This is a genomic window from Pseudooceanicola spongiae (genome assembly GCF_014899185.1).
In the GTDB taxonomy this organism is placed as follows: Bacteria; Pseudomonadota; Alphaproteobacteria; order Rhodobacterales; family Rhodobacteraceae; genus Pseudooceanicola; species Pseudooceanicola spongiae.
On the sequence record NZ_CP045201.1, the window covers coordinates 1580327 to 1598879 of the forward strand.

At 64.6% G+C, this 18553-nt stretch carries 13 protein-coding genes; 4 read left to right on the plus strand and 9 right to left on the minus strand.

The window, feature by feature from the left end:
- Nucleotides 1-38: 38 nt before the first annotated feature.
- The 3 genes from cobT to F3W81_RS07575 all read left to right on the plus strand — a co-directional run bounded on the left by cobT (nucleotide 39) and on the right by F3W81_RS07575 (nucleotide 4178).
- Entirely contained in the window at nucleotides 39-1913 is a 1875-nt protein-coding gene (gene cobT / locus F3W81_RS07565) for a cobaltochelatase subunit CobT (protein ID WP_193083005.1), read from the plus strand.
- Nucleotides 1913-3736, plus strand: a complete 1824-nt coding sequence (locus tag F3W81_RS07570) for an aminopeptidase P family protein (protein WP_193083006.1) — start codon at nucleotides 1913-1915, stop codon at nucleotides 3734-3736. The genes cobT and F3W81_RS07570 overlap by 1 nt, the downstream gene beginning before the upstream one ends.
- Before the next feature lie 100 nt (nucleotides 3737-3836).
- The gene (locus F3W81_RS07575; RefSeq protein WP_193083007.1) at nucleotides 3837-4178 is read left to right on the plus strand and encodes a DUF427 domain-containing protein; all 342 of its coding nucleotides are present in this window, start codon (nucleotides 3837-3839) and stop codon (nucleotides 4176-4178) included.
- Nucleotides 4179-4251: 73 nt separating this feature from the next.
- Here F3W81_RS07575 and F3W81_RS07580 read toward each other — a convergent pair whose 3' ends face one another.
- The gene (locus F3W81_RS07580) at nucleotides 4252-5940 is read right to left on the minus strand and encodes a chloride channel protein (protein WP_193083008.1); all 1689 of its coding nucleotides are present in this window, start codon (nucleotides 5938-5940) and stop codon (nucleotides 4252-4254) included.
- A 247-nt stretch (nucleotides 5941-6187) separates the two neighbouring features.
- On the opposite strand from F3W81_RS07580, the gene F3W81_RS07585 reads away from it, so the two are divergent.
- Nucleotides 6188-8191 (plus strand): LuxR C-terminal-related transcriptional regulator, encoded by a 2004-nt coding sequence (locus tag F3W81_RS07585; RefSeq protein WP_193083009.1) that lies wholly within the window; start codon nucleotides 6188-6190, stop codon nucleotides 8189-8191.
- Between the two features lie 281 nt (nucleotides 8192-8472).
- Here F3W81_RS07585 and recN read toward each other — a convergent pair whose 3' ends face one another.
- The 8 genes from recN to murB all read right to left on the minus strand — a co-directional run bounded on the left by recN (nucleotide 8473) and on the right by murB (nucleotide 18544).
- Nucleotides 8473-10125, minus strand: a complete 1653-nt coding sequence (recN, locus tag F3W81_RS07590; protein WP_193083010.1) for a DNA repair protein RecN — start codon at nucleotides 10123-10125, stop codon at nucleotides 8473-8475.
- 78 nt (nucleotides 10126-10203) lie between these two features.
- Nucleotides 10204-11055, minus strand: a complete 852-nt coding sequence (locus F3W81_RS07595) for an outer membrane protein assembly factor BamD (RefSeq protein WP_193083011.1) — start codon at nucleotides 11053-11055, stop codon at nucleotides 10204-10206.
- Between the two features lie 135 nt (nucleotides 11056-11190).
- Nucleotides 11191-12111 (minus strand): UDP-3-O-acyl-N-acetylglucosamine deacetylase, encoded by a 921-nt coding sequence (lpxC, locus tag F3W81_RS07600; RefSeq protein WP_193083012.1) that lies wholly within the window; start codon nucleotides 12109-12111, stop codon nucleotides 11191-11193.
- A 248-nt stretch (nucleotides 12112-12359) separates the two neighbouring features.
- Entirely contained in the window at nucleotides 12360-14132 is a 1773-nt protein-coding gene (gene ftsZ / locus F3W81_RS07605) for a cell division protein FtsZ (protein ID WP_193083013.1), read from the minus strand.
- Between the two features lie 173 nt (nucleotides 14133-14305).
- On the minus strand, nucleotides 14306-15613 hold the full coding sequence (gene ftsA, locus F3W81_RS07610; RefSeq protein WP_193083705.1) for a cell division protein FtsA: 1308 nt from the start codon (nucleotides 15611-15613) through the stop codon (nucleotides 14306-14308).
- A 30-nt stretch (nucleotides 15614-15643) separates the two neighbouring features.
- The gene (locus F3W81_RS07615) at nucleotides 15644-16549 is read right to left on the minus strand and encodes a cell division protein FtsQ/DivIB (protein WP_193083014.1); all 906 of its coding nucleotides are present in this window, start codon (nucleotides 16547-16549) and stop codon (nucleotides 15644-15646) included.
- The gene (locus F3W81_RS07620) at nucleotides 16537-17457 is read right to left on the minus strand and encodes a D-alanine--D-alanine ligase (protein ID WP_193083706.1); all 921 of its coding nucleotides are present in this window, start codon (nucleotides 17455-17457) and stop codon (nucleotides 16537-16539) included. The genes F3W81_RS07615 and F3W81_RS07620 overlap by 13 nt, the downstream gene beginning before the upstream one ends.
- A 154-nt stretch (nucleotides 17458-17611) precedes the next feature.
- Nucleotides 17612-18544 carry a UDP-N-acetylmuramate dehydrogenase gene (gene murB, locus F3W81_RS07625; protein WP_193083015.1) on the minus strand — a complete coding sequence of 311 codons (933 nt, stop codon included), beginning with the start codon at nucleotides 18542-18544 and terminating at the stop codon, nucleotides 17612-17614.
- Between the last annotated feature and the right edge of the window lie 9 nt (nucleotides 18545-18553).

Sequence of the window (18553 nt, forward strand, 5' to 3'; positions counted from 1 at the left end):
CCCTTGCCGAGGACTGCGTGGAGTGCTTTATCAACATCATGAGCAAACCCAGCGACAACCCCGCCGATCCGTTCAAGAAGGCTCTGGCCGAGGCCACCAAGGTCATGGCCGACGACCACGATTTGAACGTGCAATATTCCGTCGACCCCTCGGGCAAGACGGCGGATCAGATGCGCCTGCCGCAGATCAGCCGCCGCCTGACGCGCGACGAGGTGATGCTGGCGCGCGGCACTGCCGACGCGCTGGCGCTGCACCACAAGTTTCACAACGCCAAGACCCATGCGCGCTATGTGCCGCAGGGCCAGATGGCGCGCGACCTCTACGAGGCGATGGAAACCGCGCGCTGCGAGGCCATGGGCGCCCGCGTCATGCCCGGCACCGCCAGCAACATCGACCACAAGATCGCGGGCGAGGCCAAGCGCGCCGGATACGCCGGGATCAAGACACAGGCCGAGGCACCCCTGCCCGTCGCCGCCGGCTATCTGATCCGTCACCTTGCCACCGGCCGCCCGATGCCTGAGGGCGCGGACAACGTGATGGAACTGTGGCGCGACTTCATGCAGGACCGTGCCGCAGACACGCTGGAAGATCTGCAGGCGAAGCTGTCTGATCAGGGGGCGTTTGCCAAGTTCGCCCGCCAGATCATCGACGATTTCGGCTATGGCGACCAGCTGGGCGACGACCCCGACAGCGAAGATGAGAACGCCGAGGACGACGCAGAAGACGGCGCGGAAGAGGAACAGGACCCCGATTCCACCGGCGAGGACGACAGCGACGAGCAGCCCGAGGCCAGCCCCGACCAGACGCAGGACGATCAGCAGGACCCCTCCGAGGCGCAGGTCAGCTCTGACGATATGGCCGATCAGGACGCCGGCGAAGAGGCCGAGCTGCCCGAGGGCGAGGCCCCGATGGAGCCGCCTGCCCCCAATCCCGTTTCCGACGCCGATCCGAATTACACCGTCTACGTCAATACCTTCGACGAGGAAGTGCTGGCCTCTGAGCTGGCTGATCCGCAGGAGCTGGAGCGGCTGCGCGCCTATCTCGACCAGCAGCTCGACCCGCTGAAGGGCGCGGTCTCGCGTCTGGCGAACAAGTTGCAGCGCCGTCTGCAGGCGCAGCAGAACCGCTCATGGGAGTTCGACCGCGAGGAAGGCATTCTGGACGCCGGGCGGCTGGCACGGGTTGTCGCCAACCCGACGACGCCGCTGTCCTTCAAGGTCGAAAAAGACACCGAGTTCCGCGACACGGTCGTGACGCTGCTGCTGGACAACTCCGGCTCGATGCGGGGGCGGCCGATTTCCATCGCGGCGATCTGTGCTGATGTGCTGGCGCGCACGCTGGAACGCTGCAACGTCAAGGTCGAGATCCTCGGCTTCACCACCCGCGCCTGGAAAGGTGGCCAGAGCCGCGAAAAGTGGCTGGCCGACGGACGTCCGCAACAGCCGGGCCGTCTGAACGATCTGCGCCACATCATCTACAAGCAGGCCGATGCGCCCTGGCGGCGCGCCCGAGACAATCTGGGCCTGATGATGAAGGAAGGTCTGCTGAAGGAAAACATCGACGGCGAGGCGCTGGAATGGGCGCACCGCCGCATGGTCGCGCGCCGCGAGCAGCGCAAGATCCTGATGGTGATTTCCGATGGCGCGCCGGTGGATGATTCCTCGCTGAGCGTGAACCCGGCGAATTTTCTGGAGAAGCACCTGCGCGACGTCATCGCCATGGTTGAAAAGCGCAAGATGGTTGAGCTGATCGCCATCGGGATCGGCCACGATGTGACCCGCTATTACAACCGCGCCGTCACGATCACCGACGTTGACCAGCTGGCCGGCGCGATGACCGAGCAGCTCGCCAGCCTGTTCGACAATGACCCGCGCGCCCGCGCCCGGATGTTCGGCATCAAGAAGGCCTCCTGATGTTTCAGAGTTTCGAGACAACCTCTTCGCCCGATCAAGGCCCGCCCCGGCTGGCGCGGCTGCGCCTTGTGCTGGAGGCGGCGGAGCTGGATGCCTTTCTGGTGCCGCGCGCTGATGCGCATCAGGGCGAATACGTCGCGCCCCATGACGAGCGTCTGGCCTGGCTGAGCGGGTTCACCGGATCGGCTGGGTTCTGCGTGGCCGCATTGACCCGCGCGGCGGTATTCATCGACGGGCGCTACCGCGTGCAGGCCCGGGCGCAATGCGCCGAGGACTTTGAAAAGGTCGCCTGGCCTGAGGTCTCGATCGGGTCCTGGCTGCGCGAGGCGCTGCCCGACGGCGGCGTGATGGGCTATGACCCCTGGCTGCATACCCGGGGCGAGATTGACCGGCTGGCCGACAGTCTCGCGGGCAGTGGCGTGACACTTCTGGCGGTCGAGACAAACCCCGTCGATGCGATCTGGGCCGATCAGCCCGAGCCACCACGCGGCAAGATTGTCGTGCAACCGATTGAATTCGCAGGTGAGACGCTGGAGGCGAAGTGTCAGCGCCTCGCGACAGAGCTGCGCGGCAAAGGTCAGGGCGCTGCGGTGCTGACGCTGCCAGACAGCATCGCCTGGTTGCTGAACATTCGCGGCAGCGACATCCCCCGCAACCCGGTGCCGCATGTCTTTGCGATCCTGTTTGCCGATGGTCAGGTGACGCTGTTTGCCGATGACGAGAAATGCGACGACGCGCTGATTGAACACCTTGGCCCCGATGTAACGGTGGAAAGCCCGTCCGCCTTTGCCGCCACCCTGCGCGGGCTGGCGCGTGAGGTGAAGGGGACGGTGCGGCTGGACCGGACCTCCTGCCCGATCTGGGTCGAACAGCAGTTGTCCGGCGCCAGTATCGTCTGGGACACCGACCCCTGCGCCCTGCCCAAGGCCTGCAAGAACGACACCGAGATCGCCGGCGCCCGTGAAGCGCATCTGCGCGATGCCGTTGCGATGTGCCGCTTTCTGGCGTGGTTCGACGCCACGGCCGAGACGCAAAGCCAGACCGGCCTGACCGAGATCGACCTTGTCACCCGGCTGGAGATCTTCCGCCGTGAGACCAATGCGCTGATGGAAATCAGCTTTGAGACGATCTGTGGTGCTGGCCCGCATGGCGCTCTGCCGCATTACCGCGTCAGCACCGACAGCAACCGCCAGCTGCAAGACGGCGATCTGGTCGTGCTCGACAGTGGCGGGCAGTATCTGGACGGGACGACAGATATCACGCGCACTCTGCTGGTGGGCGAACAGGCGGGCGACGCTGAAAAGGCGGCCTTTACGCGGGTGCTGAAGGGCATGATCGCGATCTCGCGGCTACGCTTTCCCAAAGGGTTGGCCGGGCAGCATCTGGACGCGCTGGCGCGCTATCCGCTGTGGCTGGCGGGCTGGGATTACGACCATGGCACAGGGCACGGCGTCGGCAGTTACCTTTGTGTGCATGAGGGGCCGCAGCGCCTCAGCCGGGTCAGCGATGTGCCCTTCCAACCGGGGATGATCCTGTCGAACGAACCGGGGTATTACCGCGAAGGCGCCTTCGGCATTCGCATCGAGAACCTGATCGTGGTGCAGGCAGCCGAGGCTCTGCCAGAGGGCGACGCGCGCGCCATGCTGGATTTCGAGACGCTGACCTTTGTGCCCATCGACCGCCGTCTGATCGATACCGCCCTGCTGAGCGCGGAGGAAATCGACTGGATCAATGCCTATCATGTCACATGCCGGCAGAAGGTCTCCCCACGGCTGGACGGCGCGGCCGCTATATGGTTGGATCGCGCAACCGAAAATCTCTGATCTTTCCGGCGGCACATGTCGCCGGATTTCTGCGTGGTGTGACATCAGGATGTTACATCAGCGGGTCAGGAGTGGGACGCCTTAGGGGAGGGCTGATATCATGAATGATGTAAGAATTCGAAATGCACAGGGCATGTGGAGCGTGCGCGCTGGCGGCGCCGTGCTTGGGGAAAGCCGCAATGCGCTGGTGCTGTCCGAGGGCAATCTGCACGACGTGATCTATTTCCCGCGTGGCGATATCGCGATGGCCTTTCTGGATCGCACCGACCACACCAGCCATTGCGCCAAAAAGGGCGATGCGAATTACTTCTCGATCGTGACGAAAAGCCAGACGCTGAAGAATGCCGCCTGGTCCTATGAGACCCCGAATGATGATGTTGCACGGATCAAGGATCATCTGGCCTTCTATGCCACGGATTTCGTGACCATCGAACAGATCTGAGACCGAGCCGATCCTGATCACGGCATGAGCGGCGTGGGGCCTGACAGCCCCGCGCCGTTGTCATGTCTGCTGGTCAGCTGTGTTCCTCGGCCGCGGTGGCGGCAAGGGCGCGGTTGTAGGCGCGCAGGGCATCAACGTGGAACAGAGCGCCTTTCAGCTCGGGTGGGGTGTCGGGCCCGGTCAGGGCGACGACGGGCAGGAAGGGCTCTCCGCTGCGATCAAAGGCGGGAAAGGCGGCTTCCAGGGTCGCGCCCGCGTCGAGGTAACTGCCCTGCTCGATCAGCTCCCAGCAGCGGGCCTCAGGGGCGGAGCGTTTGTCCTCCTCGCGCCGGACCAGATCACCGACGCGGATCGTGGCCAGCAGATAACTTTGCGGGCCGGCGGCAAGGTGGATGCCTCGGCGTTCCAGCTGGGTCAGGAAGAACGAGCGGTTGACCATGCGCGTGCCGATCGCGGTTGAGATCGACACCGTCACCATCACCGCGAGGGCGACGGCCCAGTCGCCCGTCAGTTCAAACACGATCAGCGTGGTGGAGATCGGCGCGCCGAGAACCGCCGCTGCAACCCCGCCAAGCCCGGCAAGGGCATAGAGGCGTGGCGAGCCGGAGATGTCGGGGAACAGACTGGTCGCGATCAGCCCGAAGGCCAGCCCAGTCAAAGCCCCCATCATCATCGCCGGAGAGAACATCCCCCCACCCATGCGCCCGCCCATGGTGATCGCGGTGGCCAGCGCCTTGATGCAGGCGAACAGGATCGCCTCACGCAGGCCAAGATCGCCCAGCAGCGCACGGCTGGTCGTCTCATAGCCGACGCCGATGATATGGGGAAACTGAATGGCCAGCGCCCCCAGCAGCGCCCCCGCAAACACAGGGCGCAGCCAGCGCGGGATATGAAAGCGGGCCTGCACGTGGCTGGCCAGATCCTCGGCCAGGAAGGTCGAGCGCATCAGCGCCCCGGCCACCAAGCCACAGACAGCCCCCAGCATAAGGAAGGCAGGCAGCTCTTCATAGAACTGCAGGATCGAGGCTTCGGGCAGCAGGAACTCGGTCATGCCGCCGAATTCCAGCCGGTTGATCACCGTGCCTGCGACCGAGGCGATGACGATGGGGGCAAAGGCGTGAATGGCAAAGTGGCGCAGCACCACCTCAAGCGCGAAGAGCGCGCCGGCAATCGGCGCATTGAAGCTGGCCGAGACCGCCGCCGCAACGGCGCAGCCCAGCAGATCGCGCCCGGTGACACCATCGGCGCGCAGCCAGCGCAGCACCCATGTCGACATCACGGCCGCCATATGCACCACCGGCCCTTCCCGCCCCGAGGAGCCGCCCGTACCAAGCGTGATCAGCGACGCGGCGGCAGAGGCGAGGCCGGCGCGACGCTCCACCCGGCCGTTTTGCATCGCGGCGCCCTGAATGACGTCGGCGACTGAACGCACGCGGCCATCGGGGGTGAACAGGTGCAGGATGATCCCCACGGCGAGCCCGCCCAGAATGGGAATGCAGAGGATCATGTACCACGGCAGGCCACCCGCGAAGGAATGCAGCTTGTGCACCTCCGACACGCCATAGGCGAGGTGCTGCACGAAGGCGATTCCCTTGCGAAACAGCAGCGCGCCGGTTCCGGCAACGATGCCGACAGCCAGGGCAATCAGCCAGAACTGGACCTGATTCAAGCTGCGGTGGCGAATGAGGCGCAGCCGCGGGCCCATCGTGTCGGAGGCGCGTCCGACCATGGAGACGATGCTGCTCTTGCCACGTGACGCCATTGCGCTGTTTTCTCCCTTGCCTCTGTGCCGCCGATCGCTGGGGCAAATGCGGTCAGTGCCGCACAAATCCTTGCCGAAACAACATGCACAGGCTGTCCATAGGATAAAGCGAAACTCCTTAACAGCACCTGCCTTTCGCTGCCTGCGCTTCTGGCGCGGATGTGGCCAGCGTGCTGCGTCTGGTGCGAAAAGCTTGCTCATACATGCGAATTTCATACTATGATTAACGAAAGCATATGGTGAAAGCATGGCCAAGACATCTGACGCACGGCCCGCATCCCCCGGCACCACGCCGCCCCGGGCCAAGCGGTCGCGCGGCAAGACACAGGGCGAGGCAGGCGGAGAGGGCGGCTGGCCTCTGGTCGGCTTGCCGAAGGAAACCACGATGGTGCCTGCGGCTCCTCAGGGGGCCATCGCCCTGCCACAGGATAGCCTCGCGAGCGATATCATCGGGCGGCTGTATGATGTGGCACTGGACCCGCTGCGGCTGGAAGATCTGCTGGAGGACTGGGATCGCCTCTATGCCCCTTTGCGGCGCGCGCAAGAGCGGGCTGTTCCGGTTGCATCGGATCCCGAAAACCCGCTGCGGCGGGTCGCGCGGCTTTATCAGAAGACCCGCCGCCCGCGCCGTCCCGCTGTGGCTGTGCCGGATCTGACGGACCATTTCCGTCGCGTCGCCGCCCTCTTGGCACAAACACAGGTGACCTGCGACCTTCGCCCCGAAGAGGTCGAACTGGCGCGCTTTGCCCGCACGGCGGCCTTCGCCGTCGCTGGCAACCTGCGTATCGCCAGCGCCAACCGCGCGGCGCAAATAGCTCTGCAGGCCCAACAGGGGCGTGGGTTGGAGAGCCTGCCCTTTGACGAGGCGGACCGGGCCATGCTGGCCTGCCGTTTGCGTCAGGTGCTGGGAGAGGCGCCGACCGAGGAGGGGTCTGAACGCGGCTCCCTTCTGAGGCTGCGGCGGCAAGGCTCGAATCAGGTCGTGCTGCTGCATCTGACGGTCATCCGCCCCGCAGATGCGCCCGCCTTCGCCGTTGTCGTCACCTCTGAACTGCGCTGGCCCGACCGGCTGAACCAGACGCTGCGGGATGTTTTCGCCCTGACTCCGGCCGAGATCGAGATCCTGCGCGCCCTGTCTGAGGCGCTCAGCCTCAAGACCATCGCTGAACAACGGGGCCGGTCCATCGAGACCGTGCGCGCGCAGATCAAGGCCATCCTGTCCAAGACAGAAACCACCAGCCAGAGCGAGTTGCTGCGCCTGACCCTGACGATCATGGAGGTGGTGCCTGATCCCCCGGAGCAAGATCCGTCGCTCGAGCCGTGGCGCCGTATCAGCCGTGGCACCGAAACACTGCAGGAGCGTCCGTTTCACACACTGATGCGCCCTGACGGGCGGCGGGTCGAGTATCTGTTGCTGGGCGATCCCGGGGGGCGGCCTGTCCTCTATACCCATGGCCCGCTGGGTCTGTGCCGCTGGCCCGGCGCGCTCGAACGTCAGGCGGCGGAGGCCGGGCTGTGCATCGTCGTGCCGGTGCGTCCGGGATATGGCGGCTCAACCCCGCTGGCAGGCGCTGCGGACAGGCGGCGGGAGGTCGCAGGTGACATGGCCGCCCTGATGGACCGGCTGGGCATCGCAAGCGCGGCGTTTCTGACGCTGGATCTGGATGTGCACTATGTCGTGCATCTGAACGCCATGTTCCCGGGCCGGGTCAAAGCCCTGATCGCTGTCGGCGCGAGCCTGCCGCTGACCCACCGCGCGCAGTACGAACGGATGGGGCGCTGGCATCTGTTTCACAGGGCCTGCGCACGCTATACGCCGGCGCTGTATCCCTTCCTGGTTCAGGCCGGATTTGCCATGTTGCGGCGTATGGGCAAACAGGCTTGGGTGCGTAAGATCTATATCCAATCCAAGTCCGACAGCGCCGTTGCCGACCGACCGGATGTGTTCGAGGCCATTGATGTCGGAATGGACACGATCCTGCATGATGGGTTCGAGGCGGTGGACGCCTGCGCCGCAGAGCTGATCACCAGCGAGCGTATCAGCTGGCGTCATGAGATCGAGGCGATGAGGAACAAGGTGCCGATCCATTTCCTGCATGGCGACGATGATCTGCAGATCGTGCCTGCCACACGTCAGGAACTGATCGAGGATTACCCCTGGATCGCGTTTCATCTGGTGCCCAATGCCGGGCAGCTGCTGCTGTTTCAGGCGGGTGAGATCGCGCTGAACTGGCTGAGGAAATATCAGTAGAGAGAGGGGATTTTGCGCCTGTCCGCTCTCGTACAGACGTTCTGTCCGGGAAGGAAATGCGAGCAATTTTTGATAAATCTACCCCATTTAGGGTATGACGTTCTTTGCCCGCGCCGTCATAGTCAGCACAGTAAAAAGTGTCATGGTTGAAAGCCCAGACCGTTTGCACCCATGGGTGGCACGGTTTGGGCTTTTTCACAGCATATGTGCGTGATCAGTTTCTATTGAAAAAGCGACGCGGCGGCGTGGCATTTGTCGCTCGGGCGAAATGTGTCTCGCGCTCAGATCGCTTCGATCAGGCGACGCGCAGCCGCGCGCGCTTCTTCGGTGATGGCATCGCCAGAGATCATCCGCGCCAGTTCGTCCACGCGGTCTTCGGGCGACAGCGCTGTCACCGTCGAGAGCGTAACATTGTTGCTGACCCGCTTGGCGACCTGCCAGTGATGCGCGCCGCGTGCGGCGACCTGGGGCGAGTGGGTGACAACCAGAACCTGCCCGCCTTCGGCCAATGCCGCCAGACGCCGACCTACGGCATCGGCGGTCGCGCCACCGACACCACGGTCAATCTCGTCAAAGATCATCGTGATGCCTTCGGAATCGCCCGAGAGGCAGACCTTGAGCGCCAGCAGAAAGCGGCTAAGCTCCCCACCCGAGGCGATCTTGGCCAGCGGACCGGCCGGCGCACCGGGGTTGGTCGCCACGGTAAAGGATACCTCGTCCCGGCCATCGGGCCCGGGTTCGGAGGGGGTCACGCGGGTCTCGAAGCGGGCGCGGTCCATCTTGAGGGGCGCGAGCTCCGCCTCGACCGCGACGTCCAGACGCAGGGCCGCGGCACGGCGGGCGGCGCTCAGCGCCTCAGCGGCCTCGTCATAGACGGCAGCCTTCGCCTTGGCTTCAAGCTCAAGTGCGGCGATCTGGTCAGCACCGCTGTCGATGGCGGTGAGGCGGGCGCGCAGGTCATCGGCCAGCGTCGACAGATCGGAGGCCGGGATGTCGTGCTTGCGGGCAAGAGCGCGCAGGGCGAACAGGCGCTCCTCTGTGGTTTCCAGCTCAAAGGGGTCGAAGTCGAGCGCTTCGAGGCAGCGCACAACGCCATCGGCGGCCTCGTCCAGCTCGGCCAGCGCACGCGCGAGGGCGGCGATCGGCGCGTCAAGGCGGCCCTCGGTGCCCTCTGCGGCACCTTCCAGCCAGCGCAGGGCATCGCCCATGGCACTTTCAGCCCCGTCGTTGCCGAGCACGGCATGGGCACGGGCAATATCGGCGCGCACCCGCTCTGCCGCCTGCATACGGCGGCGGTTGGTGTCCAGCAGCGCCTCTTCCCCCGGTTCGGGCGCGAGCTTGTCGATCTCGGCAACGGCGTGGCGCAGGAAGTCTTCTTCGGCGGCGGCCTGTTCCAGTGCGGCGCGGGCGGCATCAAGCTGCTTGGCGGCAGTGACACTGGCGCGCCACGCCTCGCGCACGCCCTGACGCTGCGGGCCGAGCACGCCGAATTGATCCAGAATGGCGCGATGACCAGAGGGGTTGAGCAAGCCACGGTCGTCATGTTGACCATGCAGCTCAACCAGCGTTTCCGACAGCTTGCGCAGCACTTCGCCAGAGGCACGGCGGTCGTTGATCCAGGCGGTCTTGCGCCCCTCAGCCGTGTTGATACGGCGCAGGATCAGTTCAGAGCTTGAGGGCAGACCGGCCTCGGCCAGAACGGCATGGGCGGCATGGCCCTCCTCAAGGTCGAACCAGGCGGTGACTTCGCCCTGTGCGGCCCCGGTGCGCACCAGATCCGCCCTGCCCCGCCAGCCGAGCACGAAACCCAGCGAATCCAGCAGGATGGATTTGCCCGCGCCCGTCTCACCCGTCAACACGTTGAGACCCGGCTGGAAATCCAATTCCAGCCGGTCGATGATCAATAGGTCACGGATATCGAGACCGCGTAGCATCGCGGGATCACTCCTGAGAGGGGCCGTTCACTTCGGCGCCGTGGGGCGGGCGCAGACCGGCTGCACCCGCGTCGCGGATCACATCCATTTGCCCTGTAGGGTCTGGCGATAGATGCTCGACAACCAGCTGTCGCCCTTGGCCTCCATCTTCAAACCCTTGCCCGTCAACAGCTTGTAGCTGTCTTCGTACCAGGACGAGGACCGGAAGTTATGGCCGAGGATCGCGCCCGCGGTCTGCGCTTCGTCAGTCAGACCCAGCGAAAGATAGGCCTCGACCAGACGATGCAGCGCCTCGGGCGTATGCGACGTGGTCTGGAATTCTTCGACGACGACCCGGAATCGGTTGATCGCAGCCGAGAAATGATCGCGGCGCAGATAGTAGCGACCCACTTCCATTTCCTTGGCGGCCAGATGATCAAAGGCTAGGTCGAACTTCAGGATCGCCGAGCGGGCATATTCGCTGTCGGGATAGCGTTCGATCACCTGACGCAGCGCCTGAAGCGCCTGGAAGGTCAGGCCCTGATCACGGCCAACCTCGTCGATCTGGTCATAATAGGAGAGCGCGAGGAGATACTGCGCATAGGCGGCATCCTCGTCCGTCGGATAGAAATCGAGGAAACGCTGCGCAGCGGCGCGGCTTTCCTCATAATTCTTGCCCCGGTGCTGGGCAAAAGCGTTCATTATCAACGCGCGCTTGGCCCATTCTGAATAGGGATACAGCCGCTCGATCTCCGAGAAGTACTTGGCCGCGTCAGCATAGCGACGCCGGTCCATCTCGAATTCACCGCGCTCGAAGATCTGCTCCGCTGTGAAGCTTTCCATCGAGGTGCTGCTGTTGTCGATTCCCGGTGCCTGCTGACCGCATCCGGCGAGCATGGCGGCCATCAGAACCGCACCCGCCAGCCTCAATTTGAAACCGCCGCCTGTCATGCGTGCTCTCACCCCTTAGCGTCATCATTCCGCCGGGCCTTCACAGCCCGCGCGCTCAACGGTCCTAGCACAGAAAATTCCGGGGCAAAACGCCATAACGACGACACCGGCGGGAATGCGTCAGGACCGACCCTGTCAGGCGACTGCGGGGATTTCTTCGCGGCTGACGCCTGCGCCCGGCAAACGTGCCGCCAGAGCGGTGCTGCAGGTCACGACGCGGTAGTTTGCCGGATTCGCGAACACGGCGCGCAGCAGCGTGTTTGTCAGGCTGTGACCTGCGCGCAGGCCCTCGTAGCGGCCCAGAATCGGCGCACCGGCCAGTGCCAGATCGCCCAGAGCGTCCAGCATCTTGTGGCGCACGGGTTCGTCCGAGTGGCGCAGGCCGCCCGGCGTGACGATACGGTCGCCATCCACCACAACGGCGTTGTCGAGCGTGCCACCCAGAGCCAGGCCCTTTTCGTGCATCAGATCGACGTCCGCCTGACGGCAGAAGGTGCGGCTGTCGCAGAGTTCGCGCACGAACGAGCCGTTCTCCATCACCAGCGACTTGGACTGGTGACCGATGGCAGCATCGCTGAAGTCGATCTCAAAGGCGATTTCCAACACGGGATTCGGCACGAGGCGCGCAACGGCGGCGCCGCTGGACACTTCGACGGGACGCAGGATCTTGATGGCGCGGCTCGGCGCGGACTGTGCGGCAATGCCACGCGCCAGGATGCCACGCACGAAGGGCGCGGCAGAACCGTCGAGGATCGGAACTTCGGGGCCGTCGACCTCGACAATGGCGTTGTTGATGCCGCAGCCGGAAAGCGCCGCCATCACATGCTCGACCGTCGCAACTGAAGCGCCTGCGGCATTCACCAGACGGGTGCACAGAGGGGTACGATCCACCGCATCCCAGATGGCGGGGATCATAGCATCGCCGAGAGCAATGTCGCTGCGCCGGAACCAGATGCCGTGATCGGCGGCGGCGGGGCGAATGGTCAGGCACACAGACCGACCGGAGTGCAATCCGGTGCCATGAAAACTGACGGGTGCTTTGATCGTATTCTGCACTGTTCTACCCCAGATATTCTTGCGATCGCTGAACGATCTTTAACTGGATCTTAGGTAGAAGCTGGGCCCCCTGTACTCAACTCACTCTTTGCAACGAAATGAAACATCGCCCCAATCACTGGGCGGTAACTCGCATGGCACTGAAGGAAATTGAAATAATCGGGTGTTTTAAGGTGAAAAGACCGCCCTGAGGCGGTCTTTTCCGAAATATTGCAGGGCTGCGTCGTATCGTGCAGCACCAAATGTGATCAGTTGGCCTGACGCCGCAGGAAGGCCGGGATCTCGATCCGGTCCTGTTCCGGCTCGCTGGCTTGCGGGGCGCGCTTGGGCGCGGCCGCAGGTTTAGCGGCGGTTTGCGGTGCCGACTTCGGTGCCATACGCGGCGCCGGCTCCGGGGTGCGCATGGCCGGCTGGTGGCGCGGCTGCGGCGCCGGAGCGCGGTGATCTTCGGCAGGCTCGGACGAGCCGGTCATGCGGTTGATCAACGAGTTGATGCCGAAGCGCGACTTCTCCTGCTCGGCGCGACGCGGCGGTGCGGCGGGCTCGGCCTGAGCGATCTGCGGCGCGGGACGTGGCGCGCGGCCAACAGCGGCCTGAAGACGCGCCAGAGCCTCGGGAGAGGGCTGACCGGGGCGACGCGGCTGCGGGGCCACGAAGGTGTCGGGTGCGCCTGCGTCCTGATAGTTCTGCGATCCCGACGCTGCGGGGCGCGGCTTGTAGGCGGGGGGCGGCAGATCATCGGCGCCACGCGCGGGCTGAGAATGCTGACGCGGCGCGCTGTCAAACACCGGACGGTGCTGAACCGGAACCGGGCGCGCTGCGGGCTTTTGCGTACCAAAGGCTGCAGGCATCGCATTGCCGGACTGCTCGTCCTCATACTCTTCGAACAGGGTCGGCGCGTTGGCGTCATCCTCGTCGACATCATAGGCGGGCTGGTTGCGGGTCGCGGCGGCGACACTGGCAGGCGCGGCGATGATGTCTTCTTCAACGCGGGCAGCAGGTTTCAGCGGCTCGGAGAGCTTGCGGCGCGGCACGGGGATTTCGAGGTGCTCGGTCGCGTCGATGCCGGTCGCGACGACGGAGACGCGCATGCGCCCTTCCATGCTCTCGTCCAGGGTCGATCCGACGATGATGTTCGCGTCCGGGTCGACTTCTTCGCGGATGCGGTTTGCGGCTTCGTCCAGTTCGAACAGCGTCAGGTCGTGGCCGCCGGTGATGTTGATCAGCACGCCACGGGCACCGCGCAGGGAAATCTCGTCCAGCAGCGGGTTGGCGATGGCTTTTTCGGCGGCCTGAATGGCGCGGGTTTCGCCATCGGCTTCGCCGGTGCCCATCATGGCCTTGCCCATCTCGTCCATGACGGCGCGCACGTCGGCAAAGTCGAGGTTGATCAGGCCGGGGCGCACCATCAGGTCGGTGACGCCTTTGACACCCTGGTACAGCACATCATCCGCGAGCGAGAAGGCCTGCGTGAAGGTGGTCTTTTCATTGGCGAGGCGGAACAGGTTCTGGTTCGGAATGATGATCAGCGTGTCGACCATCTTCTGAAGGGCTTCGACGCCCTCTTCAGCTTGGCGCATCCGCTTGTTGCCCTCGAACTGGAAGGGCTTGGTGACGACGCCGACCGTCAGAACCCCCAATTCGCGCGCGGCTTGTGCGATGATCGGAGCAGCACCTGTCCCGGTGCCGCCGCCCATGCCCGCGGTGATGAAGCACATGTGTGCGCCCGCAAGATGGTCCACGATCTGTTCGATGCTTTCCTCAGCAGCGGCAGCGCCGACCGAGGGCTTGGCGCCAGCGCCCAGACCTTCGGTGACTTTCACACCCAGCTGCACGCGGCTTTGCGCCCGGCTTTGCTGAAGCGCTTGCGCGTCCGTGTTCGCCACGACGAAATCGACGCCCTCAAGCTCTTTTTCAATCATGTTGTTCACGGCATTGCCGCCCGCGCCACCGACGCCGAAGACGGTAATACGGGGCTTCAACTCTTCTCCCTGACCGGGAACGCTGAGGTTCAATGTCATCGATTTGTCCGCCTGGTTGAGTCCCGGTTTTCCGGGGTGTTTTTCTGCCTATCAACGACAAGTTTACCGGTTTTGGCCCCGCGCGTCACCCCATAATCCGTGAAAAACCACCAAATATGGGCCAATCAGGGAAGGTGTTCGCGGTATTTCGCCTAAACCACATCATATTGCGGTTACCAGTTGTCCTTGAACCAGCGCACCGCACGTTTCAACGACCGCGCCGGGTAGCGATCCAGCGGCAAATCGAAGTCCCACCACTCGTCCTGGGGATGCGCCGCGAAGAGGCACATGCCCACAGCCGAGGCAAATCCGGGTCCTGTCGCCGCCTGTGGCAGGCCGTGCACGCGCAGCGGGCGGCCAAGGCGCACCTGCTGCCCGAGGATGCGCGACGCCAGCCCGTCGAGGCCGGGGATCTGGCTCGCGCCGCCGGTCAGCACGATCTGCTGATTGGGCAGATGTTCAAAGCCGGCGGCGTCGAGGCAATAGCGCACCTCTTCCAGCACTTCTTCGACCCGTGGGCGCATGATGCCGATCAGCTCGGCGCGGGTGACGGTGCGGCGATCTTTCTCGTAATCGCCGGTCTCGCCGCCGATCTCGATGCGCTCGCGGTCATCCATGCCGGTGGCAACGACGCCGCCGTAGAAGGTCTTCAGCCGTTCGGCATTGGCCATGGGGATCTGCAACGCCATGGAAATATCGCTGGTGACGTGATCGCCGCCCATGCGCACCGTGTCGGCATAGATCATGTGTTTCTTCATGAAGATCGACAGCGACGTCGCGCCGCCCCCCATGTCGATGCAGGCCGCACCCAGCTCCTGCTCATCCTCGACGAGGCAGGAGATGCCGGTGACATAGGCCGAGGAGGCGATCCCCGCCAGTTCAAGATCGCAGCGCTTGACGCAATGGGCCAGGTTCTGCACTGCCGCCGCGTCGACCGTCAGCATATGCAGGTCGGTCGCGAGAGAGCTGCCGATCTGGCCACGCGGGTCCGACAGACCCGAGCGGTTGTCGAGCGCGAAGTTCACCGGCTGGGCGTGCAGAACCTCGCGGCCCTCGCCGTAATCGGGCATGTCGCAGGCGGCCAGCACGCGGCTGACGTCCTGATCCGAGACCAGCTGCCCCTCGATATCGACGCGCCCGGTCAGACCGTAGCTGCGCGGACCGGCGCCTGCAAAACAGGCAATCACATGGTCAACGCGCACTTTGGCCATCTTTTGCGCGGCCTGCAGCGCCGTGCGAATGGCGCGCTCGGTCTCGGGCATCGACTCGACCTCGCCGAAGCGCACACCGCGCGAGCGGGTCGTCGCGGCCCCGATCACCCGGAACCCCGCCTGCCCTGCGAGAGAGCCAACACCATCGCCCGGCATTGCCTTGCGCCCTGCCCCGTCAAAACGCAGCACCAGACAGGCAATCTTGCTGCTGCCGACGTCGAGCACCGCCACGACACCGCGCTGCATCGCCGCCTTGCGCATGTTGCGCATCGCCCGCTGGAATTCGTACAGCTCCATGCCTTACCTTCCTGTATCCGCGACCAAGTCCCTGATCTTTCGCCAATCTTCCGCAGCCCCGTCGGACAGCCGTACCGTCGGGCGCGAGGCCAGACGCATGTCGACCACCGTCACATCCCGATCGAGCAATTCCTGCACCTGATGCAATGCCAGCACCCGCTCCAGCGCTGGCACCGGGCGTTCCTCGGGCAGCATGATCCGCTGTCCGCGATCCAGCACCAGATCCCAGCGGCGCGCGCCAATCCGCTCCAGCCCGCGAATGCGGTCGCGCACCGGCTCGGCCACCGCCAGCAGCGCCAGCGCTTCCGGCACCGCCGCCTGCGCACCGACACCAGCCAGCAACGGCAGATCCGGGCGATCCAGACGCGACGCAAGCGTGCCAGTCACAGCGCCCACCGGGTCGACCAGCTCAACCCCATCGGGGCCGTGCCAGAGCGCGACGGGAATGCGTTCCGTCACACCGACGAACAGCACCCCACCCTTGCGCACCTGCAAGGCGGCCTCGGCCACCGAGGGCAAGGTCTGCAAGGTGTCCTTGAGCGCCGGCAAATCCAGATCAAAGGAGGAGCGCGGCAAATTCAGCTGGGCGGTCTCGCGGATTTTCTGCGCCGTTTCAGGCGAGACATCCGAAATCTCCATGGCGTTCACCATGAACTGAGGGCGGTTCTGGAAGTCGTGTTTCCAGCCCTCGACCTTGGCGACGACCATCTCGCGCCGCTCGGTATTGCCGACGTAGAGCGCTGCCGCCCCGGCGCAGAGCGCCAGTGGCAGGATCACCCGGATCGTCACGCGGAAAGTCGGCGTCAGCATCAGCCGCTGCATCCGCCAGGACCAGCGCGAGGGGGCCGGATCGTGACGCGGCTCGCCCCGGCGCTTGGCCGGGCGACGGGTGGATTTCACCGCTCGCATGAGGCGTCCTCCACCAGCCAACGGCAAAAGGCGCCGAAGGAATAGCCGCAGGCCTGCGCATGTTCGGGCGACAGCGAGGTCGGCGTCATGCCCGGTTGTGTGTTGGTTTCCAGCAGGATCAGACCCGCGAGGCCCTTGTCGGCGTCCCAGCGGAAGTCGGTGCGCGACAGGCCACGGCAGCCAAGCGCGGCATGGGCGCGCAGCGCGAAATCGAGGCAGGCCGCCTCTATCTCGGACGGGATCTCGGCCGGGCAGACGTGGGTTGAGCCGCCGGGGTTATATTTCGCGGCATAGTCGTACCAGCCAGAGGTCATGATCTCGGTCACGGCCAGCGCACGATCGCCGAGCACCGAGACGGTCAACTCCCGACCGGGAATGAACTGCTCGACCATCAGCGTCTCGGGCATGTTGTCGGCAATCTGCGGCGGGCTGTTGGCCCCCTCAGGCACGATATAGACACCGACCGAGGAGCCCTCGTTATAGGGCTTCACGACATAGGGCGGGGCCATCGGGTGCGCGGCGCGGATGTCGGACTTGTGGGCCAGCAGGCTGAGGGCGACCGGCAGACCTGCCGCGACGTAGGCGGCCTTGGTCTTTTCCTTGTCCATCGCCAGAGCCGAGGCCAGAACGCCGGAGTGTGTGTAGGGAATCCGCAACCATTCGAGCAGACCCTGAACGCAGCCATCCTCGCCCCAGCGACCATGAAGCGCGTTGAAAACCACATCCGGAGAGATCTCACCAAGGCGTGCAGCGAGATCCGGACCTGCGTCCAGCTCGACCACTTCAAAGCCCTCTTCCCGTAAAGCGGCGGCGCATTCTCGCCCAGAAGACAAAGACACCTCGCGCTCAGCCGAGGGTCCGCCCTTCAGTACCACCACTTTCGGGGTTGCCCTGCTCGACAAACCCACGTTGTGCCTCAATGTCCCAGGCCTTTGCGGCCCTTGTTCGCCTCCGGATTTATACAATCCGCTTTAAATTGGCGCCTTTGTGGCGCCTTATGACTGCTTTCGGGCCTGTTGCGGCCCCGTATTTATTGATCGTTTGCGAGGGGTTATCCGGCGCCTACCGGGGCGCGGGATCGCCTATTCGCATGATTTCCCACTCTAGCTGTATTCCCTGCGATTTAAAAACCTTTTTTCGGACTTCCTCGCCCAAGGTTTCCAAATCCGCCGCCGAAGCGCCATCGGCATTGATCAGAAAGTTGGAATGTTTCTCGCTCATCTGCGCGCCACCGACGCGCGCGCCGCGCATCCCCGCCGCGTCGATGACCGCCCAAGCCTTGAGATCGTGCACATCGTCCGCGCGCCCGGTTGAGGAAAATCCAGCCGGATTGCGAAAAGTCGAGCCCGCACTGCGCTCTTTCGTAGGCTGGGTTTCATCGCGCCGGGTCAGCTGCTGCTGCATCCGCGCGGAGAGAGCCGCAGGGTCGCCTGCCGGGCCCTGCAAGACCGCCTCGACCAGCACCCAACCTTCGGGCAGATCGCTCTGGCGGTACTGAAAGTTCAGATCCTCGGCGCTGAGCGTCACGATCCGGCCATCACGGCTGACGGCCGTCGCGCTGACAAAGACGTCCGCCGTGTAAGTGCCGTAGCACCCGGCGTTCATCCGCAGAGCGCCGCCGACCGAGCCGGGAATGGTCCGCAGGAAGGTGAGATCAACACCGCCCTCAGCGGCCTTGCGCGCGACATGGGAATCCAGCGCCGCCGCGCCTGCGGTCACGCGACCGTCCGCCACCTCTATTGCGTTGAAGCCCCGGCCAAGCCGGATCACGACACCCCGCAGCCCGCCGTCGCGGACAATCAGGTTCGACCCGACCCCCATGGCAAAGACAGGAATATCATCGTCAAGATTGCTCAGAAAATGGGCGAGGTCAGCGACGTCGGCGGGCTGGAACAGCCAATCCGCAGGGCCTCCGACCCGCAGCCATGTCAGATCGGACAGGGCACGTTCGGCGGTCAGGCGACCCTTGATGGCAATTTCGTCGGGGCGTGGCATGGTCTCTCC